The organism is Ruegeria sp. BC5 (assembly GCF_056539205.1).
This window is the reverse complement of sequence record NZ_JBQFUN010000004.1, coordinates 1-23,423: the sequence shown is the minus strand read 5'-3', so window position 1 is coordinate 23,423 and position 23,423 is coordinate 1. Positions and strand designations below refer to the sequence as shown.

Here is a 23,423-nt window from a genome sequence, read left to right as displayed (position 1 = left end):
TACTTCTGAATCTAATTGTTGCGTCAAAATCGGAGGTATTGATACCGCACAGACAATTGTCGATTGACGCGCAAAGAAACCACTCTTATCCAGCCAGTTCCACCCCGGTTATGCGCAATACCTCGGCAATTTTGGCACCGTCCTGAACGGGGCCTGGTGCTTCACGATCAAGGTCCGTGAACATCTCGATGGCGCGCGAACCCCTGCCGCTTATCTCAAGCAGATGTGCGCCCCCGGGGCCAAACTTGAAACTGTGTACTGTCCCGGCCGGGAAATGAACCAGCGTACCGGCGGGGGCGCTTCTGGTTTCCCCGTCCATGACAAATTCGACCTCGCCATTCACCACAAAAAAGGTCTCATCCCAAGGGTGCGTGTGGGGCGGTGGGCCATTGCCTTCGTGACCGTAATTGAGCGTGACTGCATAATCCCCGATCTGTTCAAGACGTGCTAGCACAGTGATTTTGTCGCCAAGAACGTTCAGGGGTTCAGGGTAGTCGGAAGGTGAGGTGAAAAAAGGTGTTTTCATGGTGTACTCCTGTCTGTTCTCGGGGCGTATCCCGTTCAAATCAATCAATGAACCTGCCCCAGCAGCGCGCCGGTGCCGTTGATCATAGCATTTGTCGGAAGGTCTGGGGACTTTTACAGAATTGCAGCGGAACCGGCATATATCTTGCGCATGATCGGTTGTTGCGGTCTTGTGGCCGGGAAGTTCTATACCCATCAGGAGCCCACTTTGGATTGGCGTGATCACGGCATCCTTCTGACCTCGCGCCGCCACGGCGAAACGGCGGCGATCATCGAGGTTTTTACCGAAGGCCACGGTCGCCATGCTGGGGTTGTGCGCGGGGGCGCCAGCCGCAAGACCGCGCCGATCCTGCAACCGGGGGCGCAGTTGGACGTTCTGTGGCGCGCGCGACTTGAGGAACATATCGGAACGTTTCAGGTTGAACCCCTGCGATCCCGCGCGGCGGCGGCGTTTTCGGGGCGCTTGGCGCTGGCCGGGTTAAACGCTGTTGTCTCCTTGTTGTCCTTTTGTCTGCCGGAACGAGAGCCGCACCCTGCCGTCTACAATCAAACGGAACAGCTGATGGATTTGCTGGGCCAGGATGAAATTTGGCCGCTGGCTTATCTACGGTGGGAACTGGCCATGTTGGAGGAGCTTGGGTTCGGGCTTGATTTGTCCGTTTGCGCCGTGACGGGCGCACGTGAGGGGCTTGTTTATGTCTCGCCCAAATCCGGCCGGGCGGTCAGTGGCGAAGCCGCAGGGGAATGGGCGGATAAGCTGTTACCACTGCCGCCTTGCCTGCGCGGAGAAGGCGCTGCGCCGGACGCAGAGATCGCAGCGGGTTTGCAAACGACCGGGTTTTTTCTGGAACACCGTGTGGCCCCGTCGCTGGGGCACCACCCGTTGCCAGAGGCGCGGGCACGATTTGTGGATCAGTTTACTCGACGGCTGTAAACACCATCTCGTGCCCGTCTTCATTTCGCAGGATCAATACATCACCAGAGACCTCGGATTGGGTCATGGCCATTAGGGCCGCGAAGTAGAACCCTTCAGCCTCAAGCCCGGCACAGGCGGTGCGGGTCGCAGTCAGGTCTGCAATCTCAAACCACGGATATGGCGCGTTCAGAGTACCGCTGTAGCTGTTGCAAGGGGCATTTCCTGCTATCTTGCCTTCCTCGGGAAAGCGCAACAGGGCGCTGGTCTCAAAGGGTTGTCCGTCGATTTCCTGCAACGCCCATGTTTGATCAGCCGCGCCGTAGGCAGCGACGGTTTCGTCTTTGTCGCATTGGAAAAGGGCCAACAGGGGTAGGGTCAGGATCAGGCGGGTCATGGGATGGTCTTAGCGCAACCTTTGACTGGACGGAACCGACGTCAGTAGGGGATCTCACCGCTAATCAATTCTTCCCGGACCTCCAGACGAGGGCGCCAGTTATACTTGGTATCTTCCCGGACAGGCGCCCATGTCAGTGCGCCGCTAGCGCGCCAAGGGTCAAGGATGATCCCGTCATACATCGAATCCCCCTTGGCACTGATCAGAGCCGAGTGGTGGATGATCCGAAACGCCGTCGGCGGGGAAGTCGCCCAGTGCAGGTCCAGCGTGCGAAAATTCTCTTGCTTCAGGCGTGTGGTCATGGCCTGAGCCCAATCATTGCACAGCCCAAACTCGCGAAAGCCGTTGATGACCTTGGCGTTGTGGATGATGGCCGAGTCGGTGACGTTCCATTCCTGCTTCAATTGCTGGGAATAAGAGTAGGCAATCGTGGCGGCTTTGTTTGCCTCGGCCGGATCGACCTCGGGGCCAAGGGCCTGGATGGCCATCGCCAAATCGTCAATATCGCTTTGGCCGACAGTCGGTTGCTTGGTCGCGCATCCGCCAAGGACTATTGCTGCTAGAACCGCACACAGTGCGAAAAGTCGTCTGGTCATTCTTCGTGCCATTCTTTCTTGAGCGCAGGATGCTCTAACCAGGTTCGTACTTGAGATCAAAGGGGAAGTTCGCCATCAGCGGATCACAACCTGCCCCGAACAGAAAAAGACCCGGCGCCAGGGCCGGGTCAGTTGGGGAAACGGGAATACCGAAAACCGTCAGCTCAGCAGTCGTCGTGCGATAACCTGAGCCTGAATTTCGGCAGCCCCTTCGAAAATATTCAGAATACGCGCATCGCACAGAACGCGGCTGATCTTGTATTCCAGCGCAAAGCCGTTGCCGCCATGGATTTGCAGACCGTTGTCCGCAGCCGCCCAGGCCACGCGAGCGCCCAGCAGTTTGGCCATACCTGCCTCAAGATCGCAGCGCTGGCCGTGATCCTTTTCCCAGGCCGAGAAATAGGTCAGCTGCCGCGCGATCATGATCTCAACCGCCATCATCGCCAGCTTGCCCGAGACACGGGGGAAGTTGATCAGCGATTTGCCGAATTGCTTGCGGTCCTGCGCGTATTGCATGGCGATATCCAGCGCACTTTGTGCCACGCCGATGGCGCGGGCGGCGGTCTGGATACGGGCCGACTCGAAGGTTTCCATCAGCTGTTTGAAGCCTTTGCCCTCTTCGCCACCCAGAAGGTTTTCACCTTTCACATGGAAACCGTCAAAACCCAGCTCATATTCCTTCATGCCGCGATAGCCCAGCACTTCGATCTCGCCACCGGTCATGCCGGGGGTTGGGAAGGGGTTCTCGTCCGTGCCGGGTGTTTTTTCAGCCAGGAACATGGACAGGCCGCGGTGATCAGTAGTGTCCGGATTGGTCCGCGCCAGCAGGGTCATCACATGGGTTCGGGCCGCGTGGGTAATCCAGGTCTTGTTGCCGGTGATCTGGTAATCGCCGTTCTCATCCTTGACGGCGCGTGTACGCAGGCTGCCAAGGTCCGAGCCGGTGTTCGGCTCGGTGAAAACGGCGGTGGGCAGGATTTCAGCGCTGGCCAGTTTCGGCAGCCAGTTGGCTTTTTGTTCATCGGTGCCGCCGGCGATAATCAACTCGGCTGCGATCTCGGACCGTGTGCCCAGTGAGCCGACGCCGATGTAGCCACGCGACAGTTCTTCGGACACTACGCACATTGAGGCTTTGGACAGGCCGAAGCCGCCAAACTCTTCGGGGATGGTTAGACCGAAGACACCCATCTCGGCCAATTCCTCGATGATTTCGATCGGGATCAGCTGATCCTTGAGGTGCCAGTCATGGGCGTTCGGTTCGACCTTTTCCTGTGCATAGCGGCGGAATTGGTCGCGGATCATTTCCAGTTCTTCATCCAGACCCGAGGCGCCGAACATAGTGGAACCGGCCTGATCAGCCATCAGACCAACCAGTTGTGTGCGGGCGGCCTGTGTGTTGGCCTGAGCCATCAGCGTCTGGACTTCGGTGCATTGGAAACCGGACAGGGCGTCCCAGCCAAGGCCCATATCTTGCAGACGCACGACCTCTCCCTGGTTCATCGGGATGCCACCTGCGACCTGATGCAGGTACTCACCAAAGGCGATCTGATGCAACAGCTGTTCCATTTCGCCAAATTTGCCATCTGCATCCAGGGCTTCGGCCCAGCGTTGCATCTGTTGTAGTGATTGGTTGTACGTCGCCAGCCACGAAAGGCCGTGGGCGGCGGTTTGATTGGCTTCAACCAACCCGCCAGAGATCCGGCCGTCAGCGGTGACTATCCCGCGGACCGACTCGCGGGCGCGTTCAAAAACTGCTTCAACGGCAGGCAGGGCCGCGCGGGTCAGCGTCAGAAGGTCGGGCAAAATCGCGGATGTCGTCATCTGGGTCATATCCTGTCCGTCATGGGCCATGAATCACGTCCTTCTTTAGAGTCGTCTGGTCATACCATGCTGCACGTGCAGCGCAACAAAAATACGAATTAAGCAGTGAAAAAGTTCGAAAATTGCTTTGTCGATTTTGCGATGCAGCGCGCGCCAAGAGTGTTATCACGGGCGCATGACATTGTTTTCCTTACTCAGTCCGCATGACTTGATGCTGGCCGCCGCCCTCGCTTTTGTTGCGGGGTGGGTTAAGGGCATGGTTGGATTTGCCATGCCGATGGTTCTGGTGTCGGGGCTGAGTATGTTCTTGCCGCCCGATCTGGCGATCGCCGGGTTGATCTTACCAACGCTGGTAACCAACGTGTTTCAGGCCCTGCGCGAGGGGGTGCCCGCCGCCGTGTCCGCGATCAAGCAGTTCCGTACTTTCTTAATGGTAGGTTTTGTGTTCCTGCTGTTGGGGGCCCAGGTTGTCAGCGCCGTGCCCGCGTCCACGTTTCTGTTGATGATTGGCCTTCCGGTTACGGTTTTCGCGCTGTTTCAAGTGCTGGGAATGCAGTTGACCCTGAGCAAACCATCGGCACGTGTCGAGGTGGGCATAGGCGCGATTGCCGGGTTTGTCGGAGGGATGTCCGGCATCTGGGGGCCGCCAACCGTCGCCTATCTGACTGCACTGAACACACCGAAGGCAGTGCAGATGCGCGTGCAAGGCGTGATATACGGACTGGGATCAGTGGCATTGTTGCTGGCGCATATAGCGTCGGGCATTTTGCGAGTCGAGACGGCACCGTTCTCGGTTGCTTTGGTCCTGCCGGCACTGTTTGGTATGTGGGCGGGCTTGCAGTTGCAATCACGAATCGATCAGGCGTTGTTTCGAAAGGTAACGTTGCTGGTTTTGCTGGTCGCAGGGGTGAATCTGCTTCGTCGCGCGCTAATCGGTTAGTGGCGCCTGTCCGCAAGCCGAAAGGCAAAATATAGCCCCAGCATCAGGAAAAACAGGCCTGAGATATCACCGATCAGAAAGGCGACATATTCGACGCGCGCGCTGCCAAAAGCCAGATTGGTCAACCCCGAGACAAGGAAAGAGGTGACGATCCCAACCCCCATGACGCATAACCAACAAGGTTTGCGATCCGGTCGGGGAAACAGATCCCAACCTGCCCACTTAAATAGATAGAACACCGCAGGAACGGTGGTGACGGCAATGAATATCGCCATCAGTCGGCTTGGCAGAAACACGTCGCTGCCGCCGAGAACGGCAAAAACCAGGAAAACGCCGGGCAACAAGGCGAATATCGCCCGCCATCCAAACAGCCACGCCGATAGAACCCGCACCCCGTGCGGAAGAAACAAAAGACTGGCCCGACTGGGGTATTCCGGAAAAAACACGTTCTGAAGCGGCATCAGAACCTCAAAAGTGAGGTACGATGCGACGACATAAGCCGATGAGGCAAAGAGCGTGTCAGTAGCCCACCTGCGCACGTTGATCAGCCACCTGTACGCAGGAAGAAGGCATTACTTGGGTGCATGAACGATATACCGGCCCCGGTTGGCGGTACCGCTTTGCGACAGATACCCTTTCTGTACCAACGATTTCAGTGCACGAAAGAATGTCGGGCGCGAGACGCTTTGAACCAGCGTGTGTTCAATCAAGCCGAATGTGCGCACTTCGTCATCGGATTTGGACAGCTCTTCGGCGGCGTAATAAATGTCACGCTCAACCGGAGACAGCTGTTCCAGGCCCAGCGTCCGTTCCATGCTCTGCATCAGTTTACGCAGTTCGGTCAGTTTTGAGATTTCTGTCATATTCTACCTGTCGCTCTTCGTGTCGATGCCGCTGCTCGGCGACAAAATGCGATATACCGATTTCTTAAACAATATCAGTAAGTCTCATATTGACACTCATCCCCTTTAGCTTACACTAGTCACGTTTTCAGGTTGCTCATCGTGCTGATGTGAGAGTTCGCCCGAGCCACCCAAAGGTCTTTTTACTTTCCGCCCGGTGCGTAAGCGCCGGGCTTATTCATTTCAATAGCGTCGAAATTACCTCAGGCAGGCATGCCGGGCAACGCATTTGTACGTGAAGTCTGTATTATGCAACTTTAGCGAGAGCTCTTTTACGATACCCACTAAGGAAAAAGGGGGCGTCAGCGCCCCCTTGTCCAATTACCCGATTGCAACGGCTTTGATGTCGTCGTCGATGAACGGCAGGTACTGCTCAAAGTTCTCGGCGAACATCTTCACCAGTTTCTCTGCTTGTTTGTCGAATGCCGCTTGATCGTCCCAAGTGCGGCGCGGGTCCAGCAGAACCTCGGCTACGCCGGGTACGGTCACCGGCACGTCAAAGCCGAAATTTGCGTCCTTGCGGAATTCGGCATCACGCAGCGAACCGTCCAGTGCCGCAGTCAGCAGCGCACGGGTGGCTCTGATCGGCATCCGCGAGCCAACGCCGTAGGCACCGCCGGTCCAGCCGGTATTCACCAGCCAGCAGGTCGCGCCGTGCTGAGCGATTTTTTCACGCAGCAGGTTGCCGTAAACTTCCGGACGGCGCGGCATGAACGGCGCGCCGAAACAAGTCGAGAAGGTCGGCTGGGGTTCGGTGACGCCACGCTCGGTTCCGGCCACTTTGGATGTGAAGCCCGACAGGAAGTGGTACATCGCCTGTGCCGGGGTCAGTCGCGCGATCGGAGGCAGAACGCCGAACGCATCGCAGGTCAGCATGATGATGTTCTTAGGGTGACCACCCAGTGCGCTGCTGGACGCATTCGAGATATACTCGAGCGGATAAGCGCAGCGCATGTTTGCGGTCAGCGAGTCGTCGTCGAAATCCAGTTCCTTGGTTTCGGGGTCGAAAACCATGTTTTCGATGACCGTGCCAAATTTGCTGGTTGTCGCATAGATTTCCGGCTCGGCCTCGGCATTCAGATTGATGGTCTTGGCATAGCAGCCGCCTTCGAAGTTGAAGGTGCCGCGATCCGACCAGCCATGCTCGTCGTCACCGATCAACGTACGCGACGGGTCGGCCGACAGGGTAGTCTTACCCGTGCCGGACAGGCCAAAGAAAACAGCGGTGTCGACTGGATTGCCAACCGCGTGGTTGGCCGAGCAATGCATCGGCATCACACCTTTTTCCGGCAGCATGTAGTTCAACAGGGTGAATACGGACTTTTTATTTTCACCTGCGTATTCCGTGCCGCCGATCAGGATCAGCTTGCGATCGAAGTTCAGTGCAATCACCGTCTCAGACTGGCAGCCGTGCTTTTTCGGGTCGGCCTGGAAGCTGGGGCAGTTGATGATGGTGAAATCCGCGATGAATTCATCCAAGTCCTCGCGATCTGGACGGCGCAACAGGTGGCGGATGAACAGGTTGTGCCAGGCCAGCTCGGTGACCATCCGAACGTTGATCGAATAGGCTGGGTCTGCTCCGCCAACGAGGTCCTGCACGAAGTAATCCCGGCCCTTCATGTGAGCCAGCATATCATCATAAAGCGCGTCAAAGCCTTTTGGGCTCATCTCGGCGTTGTTTTCCCACCAGATAGAGTCAAGGACGCTTTCAGTTTTGACGACATGTTTGTCCTTGGGTGAGCGACCGGTAAACTTGCCGGTAGTGACCAGAAATGCCCCGCCGTTGCCAAGTGTACCCTCGCCACGCTTCAACGCTTCTTCAATCAGCGCCGGTTCCATGAAGTTGTAATAGACATTGCCCAATCCCTCGATGCCCTGATCTTCGAGGCGGAATTGCGGGTTAACCCGTCCAGATGTCATGTGTGTCTTCTCCTGTGGCGGCGCATTGGCGATTGGCCTGGATGCGCTCTTGGGGCATTTGCCGGAAAAACCCGGCGGTCAGGCGCCTCTTATCACGGTCGTTTAGGGCATGAACAGGACGGTTTGGCGCAGTTAGCGCCACCAAGCTCAAGTTTAGCGCCACCAAGAATTTCCTGATGGAAATCTGGGCAGTATTTTGCGGGCTGCAAGGCATTTTTGCCGCATAGCTGCCGCAAGAATGGCATGATTCGCAGTTACGGATTGATTCGGCGCGTCAAAACCGCCAACAATGACTTACAAAAAAGCGTATTATTGCGTAGGTGAGCAGGAATAGGGGTGAACCCGATGTCAAAGATTGCACTGGTGGACGACGACAGAAACATTCTGACGTCCGTGTCCATGACGCTCGAAGCTGAAGGATTCGAAGTCGAAACCTATAATGATGGGCAGGCGGCTCTGGATGCTTTCAACAAGAAACTGCCCGATATGGCCGTGCTGGATATAAAGATGCCGCGTATGGACGGTATGGATCTGTTGCAACGGCTGCGACAGAAAACCCAGATGCCGGTGATCTTTCTGACCTCGAAAGATGATGAGATCGATGAGGTTTTGGGTCTGCGCATGGGCGCGGACGACTATGTAAAAAAGCCCTTTTCCCAACGTTTGCTGGTCGAACGCATCCGCGCATTGCTGCGTCGGCAAGAGGCGACGGCGGGTGATGCGACCAACGCCAATACCGGCGAAACCAAGGTGATGGAACGTGGCGAACTGCGGATGGACCCGTTGCGCCATGCGGTCAGTTGGAAGGGTGCGGATGTCTCGTTGACGGTGACCGAGTTCTTGCTGCTTCAGGCGTTGGCGCAGCGACCGGGCTTTGTCAAAAGCCGTGATCAGCTGATGGATGTTGCATATGATGACCAAGTCTATGTCGACGACCGGACCATCGATAGCCACATCAAGCGCCTGCGCAAGAAAATGCGCACCGCAGACCCTGAGTTTTCGGCCATCGAAACGCTGTATGGTATCGGATACAGGTACAACGAAGAATAAGTGTGGCCACTGAGAAGGGGTAACCGGGTCTCGTGCGCGATACGGAACAAGCAAACGAGTTGCGCGACGGTGACGTCGTTCTGGGGGATGATTGGGTCATCCCACAAGACCCGGATTCGGCTGAACTCCGGGCTTCGCGCCGACGTCGCAACATGTTCTCGCTGCGCGGGTCGCCCCTTGCGCGTCGGATTATTACCTTCAATCTGATTGCCCTTGTGATCTTGGTCACCGGGTTGCTGTATCTCGACGATTCTCGCGAAGAGCAGGTCCAGCAGACTGCGCGCAACCTGATCGGGGACGCGCAGCTAGTCAGCAATGTGTTCGAAGCCCAGCTGCGTCAAAACCAATCCGGAACCGCACAGGATACGGCGGCGTTGGACGTTAAGGATACGCTGGCGGGGCTTAGCCTGCCTGACGGCGGCGAGGTCTTTGTCTATGACATGGATGGAACGCTGATCGGCTGGACGCGCGGGGTTTCGACCTCAACGCAGACCTATGCATTGCTGAAAACCGAAGCCGAAGTGCAGACCGGAAGTACCCTGATCAGTGACGCACTGAACGCTGTGTGGACCGGGCTGTCCCGGGTGTTCACCCGTTCCGACCCCGACGAAGCACCAACGCTGGCGCAGCGCGTGCAGGAAATCATTCCATTGTCGATTCAGGGGCAGAAGCAGATTGAGGCGGTAAAGGATGACGCTGGTCAGACGGTCATCGTTGCCGCGGCTCCGATCCTGCAAAGCGGCGAGCCGGTGGGCGCCGTCGCAATGGCTGGTCCTGCTGGACAGATTGACGCGCTGGCCCGGCGCGCGCAGGAACGCATTTTGCAGATGTTTGTTGTGGCATTGCTGGTGTCCATCGGTCTCAGCCTTGTTTTGGCCTCGACCATCGCCAACCCGTTGGCCGATCTGGCCGCTGCGGCCGAGATGGGCAAAGATCGCGGTGCCGGGGTAAATCCCGGCCGTATCCGCATCCCGGACCTCAGTGCGCGGCCGGATGAAATCGGACGCCTCAGCCGCGCCCTGCGTGGGATGGTAACAGCGCTGTATAATCGTATCGATGCGAATGAACAGTTTGCCGCCGATGTGGCGCATGAGATCAAGAACCCGTTGGCCAGCCTGCAATCCGCGGTGGGAACCCTGCGCGTGGTCAAACGCGACGACCAACGCGACAAGTTGTTGGGCGTGATCGAACATGATGTGCGGCGGCTGGATCGTCTGGTCAGCGATATTTCGAACGCATCGCGTCTGGATGCCGAACTGGTCAAAGAAGAGGAACAACCCTTTGATCTGCTGAAATTGCTGGGCAATATCGGTCAATATCTGGGCGAAGAGGCCCGTACCAAAGGCATCGACTATATCACTGACCTGCCGTCTCAGCCGATTATCGTGAACGGGCTCGAAGCGCGACTGGCGCAGGTATTCGTCAACCTGATCACCAATGCGATTTCTTTCTGCGAAGACAGCGATGCCATTCGCGTCTGGGTGCGGCGTCGCGAAAACCGGGTATTGATCGTGGTCGAGGATACCGGCCCGGGCATCCCGGAACAGGCGCTGACCAAAATCTTCAAACGGTTCTATTCACAGCGTCCCGACGAGCATTTCGGCAATAACTCGGGCCTTGGGCTGGCGATCTCGAAACAGATTGTCGAGGCCCATGGCGGCGTGATTTGGGCCGAGAACATCCGCCCAACCGAGGCAGATATTACATCAGACCCACAAGGCGCGCGCTTTGTCGTGGGGCTGCCTGTATAAGCGCATGAGCGGCAAGACCCTCTTGGACATCCAACATCAAGACAAGGCCATCCTCCATGCGACATGTGTTGCCGTCGACGGGCAAGGCGCATTGATTCTGGGGCAGTCGGGTTCGGGCAAATCGGCGCTGGCCTTGCAGATGATGGCGCATGGCGCAACTTTGGTGGCTGACGACCGAGTTGCCCTGTCGATGGTGGGCGATACGGCTATGGCTGATACTGCTCCAAACCTACGTGGATTGATCGAGGCACGGGGCATTGGTTTGCTTCGGGCGCACACGGCGGGGACAACGCCGATCCGCTATGTGGTGGATCTTGATCAAAACGAATCCGCCCGCTTGCCCGATCCCGATAAGACCCTAGTTCTAAAGCAATCCGTTCCCTTGCTACGGGCGGCAGGCGTCCCCAATTTGGCGGCAGCACTCATGCAACTTTTGAAAATGGGACGCGTGGACCCGGAATGGCCCAGCACATGACTTCGCAACGGCGCATCGTTCTGGTAACCGGCCCCTCGGGCGCCGGGCGCTCGACGGCGATTCGCGTTCTTGAAGATCTGGGTTTTGAAGCCATCGATAACCTGCCGATGGGTCTTTTGATGCGCCTGCTGGACGGTCCGCAAAGCGATCGTCCTATGGCGCTGGGCATCGACGCACGCAACCGCGATTTCTCGACCATCGGGTTTATTGAGCTGGCGGTCCGGCTGCGGCGGATGGAGCAGGTAGACTTGACTACCCTCTATCTGGATTGCAGCGACGAGGTATTGCTGCGGCGTTTCTCGGAAACCCGGCGTAGGCACCCTGTGGCCACAGATGCCAGCCCGGAAACCGGTGTACGGCAGGAAAAAGAACTGTTGGCTCCGATCCGCGAAATCGCCGACACATTGATCGACTCCAGCCCGCTGAACGTCCACCAATTGCGCGAAGAGGTCGAACGCTGGTTCGCTCCCAAAGGCGGACGGCATCTGGCTGTTTCGATTGAATCTTTCTCGTACAAGCGCGGTTTGCCGCGCGGGTTGGATATGGTGTTTGACTGTCGGTTTCTGGACAATCCGTACTGGCGCCCTGACTTGCGGGCGAAAGATGGTCGAAACCCCGATGTCGCGCGCTATGTACAATCGGACACGAACTACGCACCTTTTTTCGACCGGGTGGTGGATCTGCTAAAACTCTTGTTGCCGACCTTCCGTGCCGAAGGCAAAGCACACCTGTCCGTGGCCTTTGGGTGTACCGGAGGGCAACACAGATCGGTGGCCATGGCCGAAGCGGTTGCAAAGGCCCTTGCAGAGGAGGGGCAGCAAGTGGCAATTAGGCACCGCGAAATAGAACGTCGATCGTTGAATGTGAGGCCGGATTGATCGGGATCGTACTCGTAGCACATGGTGGGTTGGCCAAAGAGTATCTGGCCGCCATGCAACATGTGGTCGGAAAGCAGCCCGGCCTAGTCGCGATTTCGATCGAGGCTGACCACGACCGTGCCGCAAAACAGGCTGAAATCTGTGCGGCTGCTGACAGCGTCGATGTCGGGGATGGGGTTGTTGTTGTAACTGATCTGTTCGGGGGCAGCCCGTCGAACCTGAGCTTGCGGGCCTGCGCGCCACAGGATCGCCGTATCCTTTACGGTGCAAATCTGCCTATGTTGATCAAACTGGCCAAAACCCGCCACCTGCCCATAGCAGATTCAGTACGGCAGGCGATGGAGGCTGGACGCAAATATATCAATGCGCAAAACATTACATTAGAAGAAGACCGGACAGATTAAGAATGACCAATCGAAGCCTGAAAATCATTAATGAAAAAGGTTTGCATGCCCGCGCCTCGGCCAAGTTGGTTGAGGTGGTCGAGGGCTTTGACGCACAGGCCGAAGTATCCAAAGACGGATTTTCTGCATCCGGCGATAGTATAATGGGCCTTTTGATGTTGGCAGCCTCGCGCGGAACGACTATTGACGTCGAGACGTCCGGACCGGATGCTGAGGCGTTGGCTGATGCCTTGGAAACCCTGGTGAACGACAAGTTCGGGGAAGGTTTCTGATTTCATCCGCCGCGCAACGAAGAACGGGAAGACCTGGAATTGGCGGAAACAACGCACGAGACGAAGACCGGCCCAGTGGTGGATGGGACCACAGATCAGGGTGAGATCTACGATCGTAGAACCCTGACCTATGCGAATTCGTTCGATGATGTCTGGACGTCGACGGCCATTCGCGCCATCGAATGGTGTACTGGCAAGCTGACCATTCTGCGTATGGTCAACAAATTCGAAAAGAAGAACGAATATTATCGCGGCCAACGGTTCTGGGGTGGTGCGCTCAAGACGATGGGCATCGACCTGACCACCCCTCAGGAACAAATCGCCCGTATACCTAAAGAAGGTCCCGTTGTTGTGGTGGCGAACCACCCCCACGGTATGGTTGACGGGATGATCTTGGCTGAACTCATTGGCCAGGTGCGCAGCGATTACCGCATCCTGACCCGTTCTGTTCTGACGGGGCTGGACGAAGCCGCGACATCGTTCATGATCCCAGTGCCATTTCCCCATGACCCCGAGGCGCAAACCAAGATGCTGGAAATGCGCAGCAAGTCGATGGACCACCTGAAAGAAGGTGGTGTCGTTGCTTTGTTCCCGTCAGGCGTGGTGATGTCCTCGGACGACTGGTTCGGCCCGGCGCAAGAGCGGGAGTGGAACGTGTTCACTGCCAAGATGATCCGCCGGTCCGGTGCCAAAGTGGTTCCGATCTTCTTTCCGGGCAGAAACTCTCGCGCCTATCAGATTGCCAACAAGCTGTCCCCGATCCTGCGACAAGGCCTTCTGCTGCATGAGATCGTGCGGTCGTGCAACAAACCGCAATCACCGGTTATCGGCGATCCGATCTCGGACGAGGACATGCAATTGCTGGAACGCGACCCGCGTGGCTTCATGGCTTGGCTCAGAAAACGCACAATGTCGCTGGCCGAAACGCAAAAAAACTGATCCGTTTCTTAATCTGGCCAAAATACCTCGGGGGTGAGGGGGCTGACCCCCTCTGCCTTAGCGGGTCGGAATCGGAACCTCGCCCCGATAGTCATAAAACCCACGTTCGGTTTTGCGGCCCAGCCATCCGGCTTCGACATATTTGGTCAGCAACGGGCAGGGGCGGTATTTTGTGTCGGCTAATCCTTCGTGCAGCACATTCATGATAGCCAAACAGGTGTCCAAGCCAATGAAATCGGCCAATTCCAACGGCCCCATCGGGTGATTGGCGCCCAATTTCATGGATTGGTCGATGGATTGCACATTGCCCACGCCTTCGTACAAGGTATAGACCGCCTCGTTGATCATCGGCATCAGAATGCGGTTCACGATGAAGGCGGGGAAATCCTCGGCGCTGGCGGCGGTTTTACCCAGACGATCCACCACGGATTTGCAAGTGTTGAAGGTTTCTTCGTCCGTAGCGATCCCGCGGATCAATTCGACCAGCTGCATCACTGGCACCGGGTTCATAAAGTGAAACCCCATAAACCGTTCAGGCCGGTCTGTACGACTGGCCAGGCGGGTGATTGAAATTGACGACGTGTTCGACGTCAGAATCGTGTGCGGTTGCAGGTGCGGCTGCAAATCCTCGAAGATCGCCTGCTTGATTGATTCTCGCTCGGTGGCGGCCTCGATCACCAGGTCCGTTTGCCCCAGTTCCGGCAATGCCAGTGTCGTCTTTACGCGTTTAAGGGCGGCTTGCATCGCCTCATCGGTAATTTTCCCGCGCGAGGCTTGACGCGCCATGTTGCCTTCGATTGCGGCGACGGCAGCTTCCAGTGCATCCTGGTTCACGTCATTCAGCAGAACGTCATATTCCGCAAGGGCCAGGACGTGGGCGATACCATTGCCCATCTGGCCTGCGCCAATCACTCCGACTGATTTTACGTCCATGTTCTGATGCCTCTGTGTCTCGGGATTGAAGGGACAGTACCGGCAGATCGGTAGGGGCGGCAAGGGGATCGGACCCATCGAATTTGTCTAAATTGCGCGCATTAGGAATTTATCAAGACATGCGGCTGCAAGATGGCAACCGGGTGAAAAATGGGTGAGTGTTGTGAGCTATCATCAAACAGGCTCGGCAGGTGCCGGGCACTCCGTATGCCAATACGGTCAATCACGTCTTTGGTTTCGGGGACCAGAGAGGTCTTTGGACACGGCCTATATGACCTGTGTCGGCGGGGATGAGACCTATGGGCGATTTGTTGACCGTCCTTATGCAGCGATTCTAGAGGACAGGCTGGACCGGCGCTGTCTGAATTTGGGCAGCCTGTATTGCGGGGTCGAGGCGCTGTGCGGCGATGCAGGCCTGTTCACGCTGTTGAATGGGGCCGAACTGTGTGTGTTACAGGCGCCCGGGGTTCTGAGCCAGTCAAACCACTTTTACCGTGTCCATCCCCGGCGCAACGACCGGGTTTTGGCACAAACTCAGGATCTGATCGACCTCTACCCCGAGGTTGACTTTACCGATGTCCATTTTGTGGGCCACTTGATGCGGCGTTTGCAAGACTGTCAGGATGCCCGCTTTGAGGTTGTGGCAGAAGAGCTGCGTCGCAACTGGGTTCGGCAAATCAGCGATCTGCTGCAAAGGTTGAAGGTACCGGTCCTGCTGCTGGCGCTGAAGGTGCTGCCGCAAAAAAATGATGAACGTCAGGAAGAGAGGGCACCAATCACAGTCACTCCTGAAATGCTAAAGGCCGTGCGGCCTTTCTGCGCCGATTGTGTCGAAGGCACGGCTTATGTGTCCGGGCAATCTGATGAGCTTGAGGATATGTTGTTCGGTACATTACAACAGCCGATGGCCGAGCACATGATTGGCCCGGCGGCACATCGGTCAATCGCGGAGGCATTGGTCGGACCCATTCGGAACCTGCAATGAAAAAGGCCCGCCACGTGGCGGGCCTTGCTAGATTTTTCGGCGAAAAATCTTTTCCTGCTATCAGCCAAGCTTTTCGGTCAGTTCTGGCACGGCCTGGAACAGGTCGGCAACCAGTCCGAAGTCTGCGACCTGGAAGATCGGTGCTTCTTCGTCCTTGTTGATCGCGACGATGACCTTGCTGTCCTTCATACCGGCCAGGTGCTGGATCGCACCCGAGATACCGACGGCGACATACAGGTCCGGGGCAACAACCTTACCGGTCTGCCCAATCTGCCAGTCGTTCGGCGCATAGCCCGAATCGACCGCCGCGCGCGAGGCACCAACCGCCGCGCCCAACTTGTCGGCCAGACCTTCGATCAGTTTGAAATCGTCTTCCGAGCCGACACCACGTCCGCCCGAGACAACGACCCCAGCCGAAGTCAGTTCCGGCCGGTCGCTTTCGGCGACCTTGTCCTCGACCCAGGACGACAGGCCTTCGGAGCCCGGAACCGAAACGGTCTCGACCGCGGCCGATCCGCCTTCGCCCGCCGCGTCAAAGCTGGCGGTCCGCAGAGTGACAACCTTTTTGGCGTCGTTCGATTTCACAGTCTGGATGGCGTTGCCCGCATAGATCGGGCGCTCGAAGGTCGAGCCGTCGACCACACCCGACGCGTCCGAGATCACCATCACGTCCAGCAGCGCGGCAACGCGCGGCATCACGTTCTTGGCGTCGGTGGTGGCAGGGGCAACGATGTGCTCATACCCGTCGGCCAGCGACACGATCAGTGCGGCGGTCGATTCCGCCAGGCGGTGGCCCAGCGAGTCGTCTTCGGCAACCAGAACCTTGGACACACCGTCGATCTTGGCAGCGGCTTCTCCAGCAGCAGCGGCGGAACCGCCAGCGGCCAGAACGGTAATGTCGCCCAGAGCCTTGGCGGCATTGACGGCCTTGGCGGTGGCGTCCAGCGCCAGCTCGCCATTGTTAACCTCGGCAAGAAGAAGAACAGCCATTACACAGCCCCCGCATCTTTGAGTTTCGTAACCAGCTCATCAACCGAGCCAACAATGATGCCCGCAGCACGCGCCGGCGGCTCTTCGGTCTTGACGATCTCAAGGCGCGGGGAAACGTCTACGCCGTAATCGGCAGCGGTCTTCTCCTCCAGCGGCTTCTTCTTCGCCTTCATGATGTTGGGCAGCGACGCATAGCGCGGCTCGTTCAGGCGCAGATCAACGGTCACGATGGTCGGCATCTTGACGCTGATGGTCTGCAGGCCGCCGTCCACCTCGCGGGTGATCTTGGCGGCGTCGCCTTCGATGTCCAGCTCGGACGCGAAGGTGCCTTGCGACCAACCCAGCAGGGCCGACAGCATCTGGCCGGTGGCGTTCATGTCATTATCGATCGCCTGCTTGCCGCACAGCACGATGCCCGGCTGCTCTTCTTCGACCACCTTGGCCAGGATCTTGGCGACGGCCAGCGGCTCGATGTCTTGATGCACGTCATCGGCGGCCACAACCAGAATGGCGCGGTCGGCGCCCATGGCCAGCGCGGTCCGCAGGGTTTCTTGCGCCTGCTTGACGCCAATCGAAACGGCTACAACCTCTTCCGCCTTGCCGGCTTCTTTCAGGCGGATCGCCTCTTCCACCGCAATCTCGTCGAACGGGTTCATCGACATTTTGACATTGGCGAGATCAACTCCGCTACCGTCCGCTTTCACGCGAACCTTCACATTGTAGTCAATCACGCGTTTGACAGGCACGAGTACCTTCATTTTAGCGCTTGCTCCTCACAAAAAACGGTAAGCCGCGTTGCGACTCCACCAATGCTCTCGGACGACTGAATAACGTCTGAATTCGCCCTGCAACAGAGCAAAATCGTCACGTCATGGGTTTGGGACGTCGCGTTTCGTGCTTTTTGACGTTATGGTCCGCGACTTAGCGGTTCGCCCCCGGAACCCAAAGCACATCGCGCGTGCCGTTTTCATTGGCGCAACGTGCGGCGACGAAGAACCAGTCGCTGAGACGGTTGAGGTATTTCACCGCAACCGTGTTCACCGGTTCCATATTGGTCAGCTCTACCGCCAGCCGTTCGGCCCGGCGTGAAACAGTGCGGCACACGTGAAGATGTGCCGCCAGACGCGAACCACCCGGCAGAATGAAGCTGCGCAGCGGCTCCAATGCTTCGTTCATGGCGTCGATTTCCGCTTCCAACCGGTCGATCTGGGCTGGCACGACGCGCAGCGGGGGATAGTCGGCCTCGGCATCCTTTTCCATGTCGGGACGGCAGAAATCGGCGCCCAAGTCGAACAAATCGTTCTGGATACGGGACAGGGCGGCTTCGACATCGCCCTCGGCTTCGGTGCGGGCCACGCCAACAAATGCGTTCAACTCGTCAACAGTGCCATAGGCAGCAACACGGCCGGAATACTTTGCAACGCGCTCACCATTACCCAGAGCGGTTTTGCCGTCATCGCCAGTGCGAGTGTAAATCTTGTTGAGAACGACCATCTATTGGGCTCCTTGTCCACGCAACCAGACGTAAAGCACGATCAGCACTACGGCAATGAACTGAAACAGGATGCGCAGGCGCATCATCTTGTTGCTTTTCATCGCGGCCTCTTTACCGCTTTTGCCAAAGTTTGAGATGCCAATCGCCAGCACGACGACAACAGCCGCCATGGCCAACAGCAAAACGACCATCATTAGGTCCATGGGTACACCGTCCGCGTTTTTTGTTTCCTTGGGCTATCATCTAGCCCCGTAGGTGTGAAAAGCGAACGGGTAATATTGCCTCAGACGTCCGACAGAATGCGATCAATCGTGCGGGTCGGCAGAAAGCGGCGCAGGTATCCGGCGATGTAAGTCGGCGTCGTCACATAGTATCGCGCGCGTGGCCGTTTTGATTCGACCGCATGGGCCAGCTTGTCGGTTACCGCCGACGCGGGTAGTTCGAACCGATCCGGCCCCGAGGATTCGTACAGTCTTTTCAACAACGAAGATTCGTACCGCTCTCGCAGGGGCGAGTTCTGCCAGTTGATGAATTTTTCAAAGAAGGGGATCGAGTTTTCGCGGATTTTCGAGGTGATCGGGCCGGGCTCGATCAGGATAACCTTGATGTCGGTATCTGCCAGTTCCAGGCGCAGCGTGTCCGTCAGACCTTCGACCGCGTATTTTGTGGCCACATAGGCGCCGCGCCAGGGATAGGCAACCAGGCCCAGCACGGACGAGTTCTGAACGATTCGCCCATGTCCTTGCGCCCGCATGGCTGGAATCACCTGCCGGGTCAGCTCGTGCCAGCCAAAGAAATTGGCCTCGAAAATTGCGCGCAAGCCATCCGTCGGCAAATCCTCGACCGCACCGGGCAGGCCATGCGCGCCATTGTTGAACAACGCATCCAGCGTGCCACCCGTCGCCTCAAACACCGAAGCCAGCCCCGCGGTGATGCTGTCGGCGTCGGTGTAATCAATATGCGGGCTTTCAAACCCTTGAGCCCGCAGCCGGTCGCAATCTCGCTGCTGACGGCAGGAGGCAAACACCCGCCAACCTCGGGCGCGCATGCCGTGCGCCGCATCTAGTCCAATGCCCGAGGAGCAGCCGGTGATAAGAATGGTCTTTTGCATGGTCTTCCTGAATCTGAACCTGATCTATAGCTATGGCGAGGTTCAGGTCAGGACAATGACACGGCTGCGTCAGTTCGCGATTTTTCGCACCAGCGAGGCCGAAATCCATCCGACCTGTTGCTGAGGCAACACGCGCAGGCGCAGCCAGCCGGTTCCGGATTCGCTTAGTACTTCGACCTTCTGACCGATGGTGGCCTTGCCGACAATCGGATAGATCGTACCCGGCCCGTCGCGCATGTTCACGCGGGTTCCCGAAATCTCGCGAATGTCTTTTTCGGGCTCGGGGATGGCGGGTGTTTCGGCCACATCTTCCTGCACGTCATCCGTGATCTGGCGCAGCCCGGCCACACCGTCCTCAAGCGAAGCAAGCGTGATGTTGGCGTCTTGATCCGCGAAAACCGTAATGGTTGAGAAAGACCCCAGCGTGGCATCATCGGCCACAAATTCGACCACCTCTTCCACGGCGGGCTTGGGTTGCACACGTGCAGTTGGCGCACGAACTGCGACATTGGTCACAAGCTCTTCGGCCCGGGCAGGAGCAATGGTTTGCGTCGGGGCGGTTGCAATACGAGCGGGTTGCTCGGCACGCAGGCCACGCGGTTCGAAATCCGGCCCGCCGCTCATTACGTAAAAGCACCAACCAAGTGCAGCGAAAGTAAAAACAACAAGGCGCGTCATGGCGCATCCCCCAGGGTCAATCGTAAGATACAAGAAATAGGCAGCAGTCTAATCCAGTCAGCGTACCATATTTCAGGGTCCAAGTCGAAAGACGGGGGAAATCGGGGGGTTGCCTCCCCCTGTTGCAAAAAGCGCCACTTGTCCCCAGTAAAATGCGTGCTGCTCGCTTTACCAGCGCGCGGTTGCGGCGTATCACATCATGTATGACCGATACGATCGACGACCCCAACATGGAGGCCCCCGACAACGGGGGCGAGATAGCCGAACCGCTACGCCGCGCGATTGGCGAACGCTATCTGACCTATGCTTTGTCCACCATCATGCACCGGGCGCTGCCTGATGCGCGCGACGGGCTGAAGCCGGTTCACCGGCGAATCCTGTATGCGATGCGCGAGTTGCGACTCAGTGCGACGGGTGGTTTCCGGAAGTCTGCGAAGATTTCCGGCGACGTGATGGGCAACTATCACCCGCACGGCGACGCCGCGATTTACGATGCGATGGCGCGTCTGGCACAGGACTTCAACGTCCGTTACCCGCTGGTCGACGGGCAGGGGAACTTCGGCAATATCGATGGTGATAACCCGGCGGCCTCGCGATACACCGAGGCACGGATGACCATCGTGGCCGAGGCGCTGCTAGAGGGGTTGAACGAGGACGCCGTCGATTTCCGCGATAACTATGACGGCACGCTCACCGAACCGGTCGTGCTGCCCGCGCAGTTTCCGAACCTGCTGGCCAATGGCTCCAGCGGCATCGCGGTCGGTATGGCGACAAACATTCCGCCGCATAACATCGCCGAGCTGTGTGACGCCTGCCTGCATTTGATCAAAACACCAGACGCGCGTGACGACACCCTGCTGAACTATGTGCCCGGCCCCGATTTCCCGACCGGTGGCGTCATTGTCGAGCCGCCCGAGAATATCGCGCAGGCCTATCGCACCGGGCGCGGGTCCTTCCGTCTGCGCTGTAAGTTCGAAGTTGAGGATCTGGGCCGTGGCCAGTGGCAAATCGTGGTCACCGAGATCCCCTATCAGGTTCAGAAATCCAAGCTGATCGAAAAGATCGCCGAGCTGATCCAAACTAAGAAAATCCCGATCTTGGCAGATGTGCGCGACGAATCCGCCGACGACATCCGCCTGATCCTTGAACCACGTTCCAAGAACGTGGACCCCGAGGTGTTGATGGGAATGCTGTATCGCAACTCGGATCTTGAGGTGCGTTTCAGCCTGAACATGAACGTGCTGATCGACGGCGTGACGCCCAAGGTCTGTTCGATGAAGGAAGTGCTACGCGCGTTCCTGGATCACCGGCAAGAGGTGTTGCTGCGTCGCTCGCGTCACCGGATGGCGAAGATCGACCATCGGTTGGAAGTGCTGGAAGGCTTTATCGTTGCCTTCCTGAACCTCGACCGTGTGATCGACATTATCCGCTACGACGAAGACCCCAAAGCCGCGCTGATGCGCGAGGACTGGGGGATCGATCATGTTCGTGCCACTAGCGAGGCCGACTATGTCTCACCCAAACCGGGTGAGGGCGAGCTGTCCGAGGTTCAGGTCGACGCGATCCTCAACATGCGTCTGCGCAGCTTGCGCCGTCTGGAAGAGATGGAACTGGTGCGCGAGCGCGACGCGTTGATGATGGAGCGCGCCAATCTTGAGGACTTGCTGGCCGATCCGGCCTTGCAATGGGCCAAGATCGCCGAGCAGTTGAGAGAGACCAGAAAGACCTTTGGCAAAGACTACGAAGGCGGTGCGCGCCGTACCCAGTTTGCCGAAGCCGGACAGGTTGAAGAGGTTCCCCTTGAGGCGATGATCGATAAGGAACCGATCACGGTCGTCTGCTCTCAGATGGGCTGGATTCGCGCCATGACCGGGCATATCGACCTGAAGCGCGAGTTGAAATTCAAGGATGGCGACGGCCCGCGTTTCATCTTCCACGCGGAAACGACGGACCGGCTGCTGGTGTTTGCCTCGAACGGGCGATTTTACACGGTCAGCGCCGCCAACCTGCCCGGCGGGCGGGGCATGGGCGAGCCGCTGCGTCTGATGGTCGATCTACCGAACGAGGCGCAGATCATCGACATCCTGATCCATAAACCCGGGCGCAAGCTGCTTGTGGCCTCGGATGCGGGTAACGGGTTCATGGTGCCCGAGGATGAGGTGCTGGCCCAGACCCGCAACGGTAAACAGGTGCTGAACGTCAAAGGCGAAGAAACCGCAATGATCTGTAAGCCCATCGATGGCGATCACGTGGCGGTGGTGTCTCAGAACGGTAAGTTCCTGGTCTTCCCAACCGAAGAATTGCCCGAGATGACCCGCGGCAAAGGTGTGCGTCTGCAGAAATACAACATGGCGCGTGGACGGCAGGGCACACTTGAGCTGGATGGCGGCTTGTCCGACCTGACCACCTTCAATTGGGAAGAGGGTCTCAAGTGGTCGATGGGTGGGGATAAAACCCGGCACGAGGCGGATATGTCCCAATGGCTCGCCAAGCGCGCTAGTGTTGGGAAAAAGCCACCCTATGGTTTCCCGCGTGACTATAAATTCTCGTGAATATGCGCTGGACGCAGGTAGAATTTTGCTGATACGGCTTGGCACAGGCCGTATCGGTGCGCTAGACCAAAGAAAAACAGGCCTATCGAGATGAACCTATGCTGCGCATTCTGACTTTGATCACCGGATTGGCCCTTATGGGCGCCTGCACGCAAACGCAGCTTTATGAAGAGCCGGAATCGCTGGGCGAATTCAAGTTGCGGGTCAATTATGCCTTTGCTGAAAAGGCGGTGCAGGGGCCGGTCAGCCGCGATGCCACACCGGATGAATGGACCGCTGCTATTCAGAACGCTGTTGATATCCGGCTGGGTCGCTATGAAGGCGTGCAGGAATACGACATCGGTATCAGCCTCGAAGGCTATATGCTTGCGCCTCCGGGTATCCCGGTCATCTACAATCCGAAAAGCACGGCCATTGTCCTGGTCAACGTCTATGACGTGAACAAAAAAGAGTTCCTTGCCAAGGGCAAGCAGTTCCAGGTTCTCGAGGACACGACCGGCGGCAGTGCTTTGAAGGGCTCTGGCCACGAACGGACCAAAGAAGAGCAGATGAGCGGGCTTGCACTGAAGGTCGCGGACCGAGTCGAGGAATGGTTGGCCGAGGAACATAAAGACAATGGCTGGTTTGATCGTCGTCCAGACCTGATCCAACCGCTCGAATCCGGTGTTGTTACGCAAAATCCGGCATCTTAACCTGCTTTTCACGCAGGATGTGCTTGATTTTCCCCTTTGAACCAAATATCTCGCGCGCGCAGATGTAACCACGGGACCGAGGGTCCCCCAAATCGCAAAAGGGCGCCTGAGGAATGGCAAAGGAAAAGTTTGAGCGTACAAAACCGCACGTCAACATCGGCACGATTGGGCACGTTGACCACGGTAAAACCACGCTGACCGCAG

At 57.6% G+C, this 23,423-nt stretch carries 27 protein-coding genes; 13 read left to right on the top strand and 14 right to left on the bottom strand.

Annotated features, from left to right (window positions below; genetic code table 11):
- Positions 1-85: 85 nt before the first annotated feature.
- The gene (locus ACR0LY_RS11530; RefSeq protein ID WP_170350377.1) at positions 86-526 is read right to left on the bottom strand and encodes a cupin domain-containing protein; all 441 of its coding nucleotides are present in this window, start codon (positions 524-526) and stop codon (positions 86-88) included.
- Between the two features lie 207 nt (positions 527-733).
- On the opposite strand from ACR0LY_RS11530, the gene recO reads away from it, so the two are divergent.
- Positions 734-1,459, top strand: a complete 726-nt coding sequence (gene recO, locus ACR0LY_RS11525; protein ID WP_170350378.1) for a DNA repair protein RecO — start codon at positions 734-736, stop codon at positions 1,457-1,459.
- Here the strand turns inward: recO and ACR0LY_RS11520 are convergent.
- From ACR0LY_RS11520 to ACR0LY_RS11510, 3 genes are all read right to left on the bottom strand, one after another.
- Positions 1,443-1,835 carry an META domain-containing protein gene (locus ACR0LY_RS11520; RefSeq protein WP_170350379.1) on the bottom strand — a complete coding sequence of 131 codons (393 nt, stop codon included), beginning with the start codon at positions 1,833-1,835 and terminating at the stop codon, positions 1,443-1,445. The genes recO and ACR0LY_RS11520 overlap by 17 nt on opposite strands.
- Before the next feature lie 41 nt (positions 1,836-1,876).
- Positions 1,877-2,431 (bottom strand): hypothetical protein, encoded by a 555-nt coding sequence (locus tag ACR0LY_RS11515; RefSeq protein WP_170350380.1) that lies wholly within the window; start codon positions 2,429-2,431, stop codon positions 1,877-1,879.
- A gap of 159 nt (positions 2,432-2,590) precedes the next feature.
- Positions 2,591-4,282: an acyl-CoA dehydrogenase family protein gene (locus ACR0LY_RS11510; protein ID WP_170350381.1), complete on the bottom strand. Its 1,692-nt coding sequence runs from the start codon at positions 4,280-4,282 to the stop codon at positions 2,591-2,593.
- Positions 4,283-4,427: 145 nt separating this feature from the next.
- Here ACR0LY_RS11510 and ACR0LY_RS11505 point away from each other — a divergent pair, with 145 nt between their 5' ends.
- Entirely contained in the window at positions 4,428-5,192 is a 765-nt protein-coding gene (locus ACR0LY_RS11505; RefSeq protein WP_170350382.1) for a sulfite exporter TauE/SafE family protein, read from the top strand.
- On the opposite strand, the gene ACR0LY_RS11500 is transcribed toward ACR0LY_RS11505, so the two are convergent.
- From ACR0LY_RS11500 to ACR0LY_RS11490, 3 genes are all read right to left on the bottom strand, one after another.
- Positions 5,189-5,653 carry a hypothetical protein gene (locus ACR0LY_RS11500; protein WP_174820511.1) on the bottom strand — a complete coding sequence of 155 codons (465 nt, stop codon included), beginning with the start codon at positions 5,651-5,653 and terminating at the stop codon, positions 5,189-5,191. The two genes, ACR0LY_RS11505 and ACR0LY_RS11500, sit on opposite strands and share 4 nt — an antisense overlap.
- 111 nt (positions 5,654-5,764) lie before the next feature.
- Entirely contained in the window at positions 5,765-6,055 is a 291-nt protein-coding gene (locus tag ACR0LY_RS11495) for a hypothetical protein (RefSeq protein WP_170350384.1), read from the bottom strand.
- A 360-nt stretch (positions 6,056-6,415) separates the two neighbouring features.
- The gene (locus tag ACR0LY_RS11490) at positions 6,416-8,014 is read right to left on the bottom strand and encodes a phosphoenolpyruvate carboxykinase (protein WP_170350385.1); all 1,599 of its coding nucleotides are present in this window, start codon (positions 8,012-8,014) and stop codon (positions 6,416-6,418) included.
- A 345-nt stretch (positions 8,015-8,359) separates the two neighbouring features.
- Between ACR0LY_RS11490 and ACR0LY_RS11485 the strand changes: the two genes are divergently transcribed.
- The 7 genes from ACR0LY_RS11485 to ACR0LY_RS11455 are packed head-to-tail and all read left to right on the top strand — an operon-like array spanning position 8,360 to position 13,783.
- On the top strand, positions 8,360-9,064 hold the full coding sequence (locus tag ACR0LY_RS11485) for a response regulator transcription factor (protein WP_170350387.1): 705 nt from the start codon (positions 8,360-8,362) through the stop codon (positions 9,062-9,064).
- A 32-nt stretch (positions 9,065-9,096) separates the two neighbouring features.
- Positions 9,097-10,815 carry an ATP-binding protein gene (locus ACR0LY_RS11480; protein ID WP_170350388.1) on the top strand — a complete coding sequence of 573 codons (1,719 nt, stop codon included), beginning with the start codon at positions 9,097-9,099 and terminating at the stop codon, positions 10,813-10,815.
- 22 nt (positions 10,816-10,837) lie between these two features.
- Positions 10,838-11,290, top strand: coding sequence for an HPr kinase/phosphorylase (locus ACR0LY_RS11475; protein WP_480640925.1), 453 nt, complete (start codon positions 10,838-10,840; stop codon positions 11,288-11,290).
- Entirely contained in the window at positions 11,275-12,168 is an 894-nt protein-coding gene (gene rapZ / locus ACR0LY_RS11470) for an RNase adapter RapZ (protein ID WP_254428536.1), read from the top strand. The genes ACR0LY_RS11475 and rapZ overlap by 16 nt, the downstream gene beginning before the upstream one ends.
- On the top strand, positions 12,165-12,572 hold the full coding sequence (locus tag ACR0LY_RS11465) for a PTS sugar transporter subunit IIA (protein WP_170350392.1): 408 nt from the start codon (positions 12,165-12,167) through the stop codon (positions 12,570-12,572). The genes rapZ and ACR0LY_RS11465 overlap by 4 nt, the downstream gene beginning before the upstream one ends.
- A 2-nt stretch (positions 12,573-12,574) precedes the next feature.
- Positions 12,575-12,844: an HPr family phosphocarrier protein gene (locus ACR0LY_RS11460; protein ID WP_170328297.1), complete on the top strand. Its 270-nt coding sequence runs from the start codon at positions 12,575-12,577 to the stop codon at positions 12,842-12,844.
- 39 nt (positions 12,845-12,883) lie between these two features.
- Positions 12,884-13,783, top strand: a complete 900-nt coding sequence (locus ACR0LY_RS11455; RefSeq protein WP_170350394.1) for a lysophospholipid acyltransferase family protein — start codon at positions 12,884-12,886, stop codon at positions 13,781-13,783.
- Positions 13,784-13,840: 57 nt separating this feature from the next.
- On the opposite strand, the gene ACR0LY_RS11450 is transcribed toward ACR0LY_RS11455, so the two are convergent.
- Entirely contained in the window at positions 13,841-14,716 is an 876-nt protein-coding gene (locus ACR0LY_RS11450) for a 3-hydroxybutyryl-CoA dehydrogenase (RefSeq protein WP_170350396.1), read from the bottom strand.
- 154 nt (positions 14,717-14,870) lie between these two features.
- Between ACR0LY_RS11450 and ACR0LY_RS11445 the strand changes: the two genes are divergently transcribed.
- Positions 14,871-15,701, top strand: a complete 831-nt coding sequence (locus ACR0LY_RS11445) for a DUF6473 family protein (protein WP_480640922.1) — start codon at positions 14,871-14,873, stop codon at positions 15,699-15,701.
- A gap of 60 nt (positions 15,702-15,761) precedes the next feature.
- Here the strand turns inward: ACR0LY_RS11445 and ACR0LY_RS11440 are convergent, their stop codons facing one another.
- From ACR0LY_RS11440 to ACR0LY_RS11415, 6 genes are all read right to left on the bottom strand, one after another.
- Complete coding sequence (locus tag ACR0LY_RS11440) at positions 15,762-16,691, bottom strand: electron transfer flavoprotein subunit alpha/FixB family protein (protein WP_170350399.1); 930 nt, start codon at positions 16,689-16,691, stop codon at positions 15,762-15,764.
- Positions 16,691-17,449 (bottom strand): electron transfer flavoprotein subunit beta/FixA family protein, encoded by a 759-nt coding sequence (locus ACR0LY_RS11435; protein ID WP_170350401.1) that lies wholly within the window; start codon positions 17,447-17,449, stop codon positions 16,691-16,693. The genes ACR0LY_RS11440 and ACR0LY_RS11435 overlap by 1 nt, the downstream gene beginning before the upstream one ends.
- A gap of 163 nt (positions 17,450-17,612) precedes the next feature.
- Positions 17,613-18,185 carry a cob(I)yrinic acid a,c-diamide adenosyltransferase gene (locus ACR0LY_RS11430; RefSeq protein ID WP_170350403.1) on the bottom strand — a complete coding sequence of 191 codons (573 nt, stop codon included), beginning with the start codon at positions 18,183-18,185 and terminating at the stop codon, positions 17,613-17,615.
- A complete protein-coding gene (locus ACR0LY_RS11425) occupies positions 18,186-18,389 on the bottom strand; it encodes a twin transmembrane helix small protein (RefSeq protein ID WP_170350405.1) in 204 nt (67 codons plus the stop codon).
- Positions 18,390-18,469: 80 nt separating this feature from the next.
- The gene (locus ACR0LY_RS11420; RefSeq protein WP_170350407.1) at positions 18,470-19,297 is read right to left on the bottom strand and encodes an SDR family NAD(P)-dependent oxidoreductase; all 828 of its coding nucleotides are present in this window, start codon (positions 19,295-19,297) and stop codon (positions 18,470-18,472) included.
- A 69-nt stretch (positions 19,298-19,366) separates the two neighbouring features.
- On the bottom strand, positions 19,367-19,975 hold the full coding sequence (locus ACR0LY_RS11415) for an SH3 domain-containing protein (RefSeq protein WP_254440231.1): 609 nt from the start codon (positions 19,973-19,975) through the stop codon (positions 19,367-19,369).
- A 203-nt stretch (positions 19,976-20,178) separates the two neighbouring features.
- Here ACR0LY_RS11415 and ACR0LY_RS11410 point away from each other — a divergent pair, with 203 nt between their 5' ends.
- The 3 genes from ACR0LY_RS11410 to ACR0LY_RS11400 all read left to right on the top strand — a co-directional run.
- Positions 20,179-22,527 carry a DNA topoisomerase IV subunit A gene (locus ACR0LY_RS11410; protein ID WP_170350409.1) on the top strand — a complete coding sequence of 783 codons (2,349 nt, stop codon included), beginning with the start codon at positions 20,179-20,181 and terminating at the stop codon, positions 22,525-22,527.
- Positions 22,528-22,625: 98 nt separating this feature from the next.
- Complete coding sequence (locus tag ACR0LY_RS11405) at positions 22,626-23,219, top strand: hypothetical protein (protein WP_170350410.1); 594 nt, start codon at positions 22,626-22,628, stop codon at positions 23,217-23,219.
- A 113-nt stretch (positions 23,220-23,332) separates the two neighbouring features.
- The coding region (locus ACR0LY_RS11400; protein WP_215675807.1) for a GTP-binding protein at positions 23,333-23,423 on the top strand (91 nt) is incomplete at its 3' end.

Bases quoted from the DNA above. Each gene is read 5' to 3' on its own strand.
- ACR0LY_RS11530 (WP_170350377.1), bottom strand. From the start codon at position 526: ATGAAAACACCTTTTTTCACCTCACCTTCCGACTACCCTGAACCCCTG.
- ACR0LY_RS11520 (WP_170350379.1), bottom strand. From the start codon at position 1,835: ATGACCCGCCTGATCCTGACCCTACCCCTGTTGGCCCTTTTCCAATGC.
- ACR0LY_RS11515 (WP_170350380.1), bottom strand. From the start codon at position 2,431: ATGACCAGACGACTTTTCGCACTGTGTGCGGTTCTAGCAGCAATAGTC.
- ACR0LY_RS11510 (WP_170350381.1), bottom strand. From the start codon at position 4,282: ATGGCCCATGACGGACAGGATATGACCCAGATGACGACATCCGCGATT.
- ACR0LY_RS11505 (WP_170350382.1), top strand. From the start codon at position 4,428: ATGACATTGTTTTCCTTACTCAGTCCGCATGACTTGATGCTGGCCGCC.
- ACR0LY_RS11500 (WP_174820511.1), bottom strand. From the start codon at position 5,653: ATGCCGCTTCAGAACGTGTTTTTTCCGGAATACCCCAGTCGGGCCAGT.
- ACR0LY_RS11495 (WP_170350384.1), bottom strand. From the start codon at position 6,055: ATGACAGAAATCTCAAAACTGACCGAACTGCGTAAACTGATGCAGAGC.
- ACR0LY_RS11490 (WP_170350385.1), bottom strand. From the start codon at position 8,014: ATGACATCTGGACGGGTTAACCCGCAATTCCGCCTCGAAGATCAGGGC.
- ACR0LY_RS11485 (WP_170350387.1), top strand. From the start codon at position 8,360: ATGTCAAAGATTGCACTGGTGGACGACGACAGAAACATTCTGACGTCC.
- rapZ (WP_254428536.1), top strand. From the start codon at position 11,275: ATGGCCCAGCACATGACTTCGCAACGGCGCATCGTTCTGGTAACCGGC.
- ACR0LY_RS11460 (WP_170328297.1), top strand. From the start codon at position 12,575: ATGACCAATCGAAGCCTGAAAATCATTAATGAAAAAGGTTTGCATGCC.
- ACR0LY_RS11450 (WP_170350396.1), bottom strand. From the start codon at position 14,716: ATGGACGTAAAATCAGTCGGAGTGATTGGCGCAGGCCAGATGGGCAAT.
- ACR0LY_RS11440 (WP_170350399.1), bottom strand. From the start codon at position 16,691: ATGGCTGTTCTTCTTCTTGCCGAGGTTAACAATGGCGAGCTGGCGCTG.
- ACR0LY_RS11435 (WP_170350401.1), bottom strand. From the start codon at position 17,449: ATGAAGGTACTCGTGCCTGTCAAACGCGTGATTGACTACAATGTGAAG.
- ACR0LY_RS11430 (WP_170350403.1), bottom strand. From the start codon at position 18,185: ATGGTCGTTCTCAACAAGATTTACACTCGCACTGGCGATGACGGCAAA.
- ACR0LY_RS11425 (WP_170350405.1), bottom strand. From the start codon at position 18,389: ATGGACCTAATGATGGTCGTTTTGCTGTTGGCCATGGCGGCTGTTGTC.
- ACR0LY_RS11420 (WP_170350407.1), bottom strand. From the start codon at position 19,297: ATGCAAAAGACCATTCTTATCACCGGCTGCTCCTCGGGCATTGGACTA.
- ACR0LY_RS11415 (WP_254440231.1), bottom strand. From the start codon at position 19,975: ATGACGCGCCTTGTTGTTTTTACTTTCGCTGCACTTGGTTGGTGCTTT.
- ACR0LY_RS11410 (WP_170350409.1), top strand. From the start codon at position 20,179: ATGACCGATACGATCGACGACCCCAACATGGAGGCCCCCGACAACGGG.
- ACR0LY_RS11405 (WP_170350410.1), top strand. From the start codon at position 22,626: ATGCTGCGCATTCTGACTTTGATCACCGGATTGGCCCTTATGGGCGCC.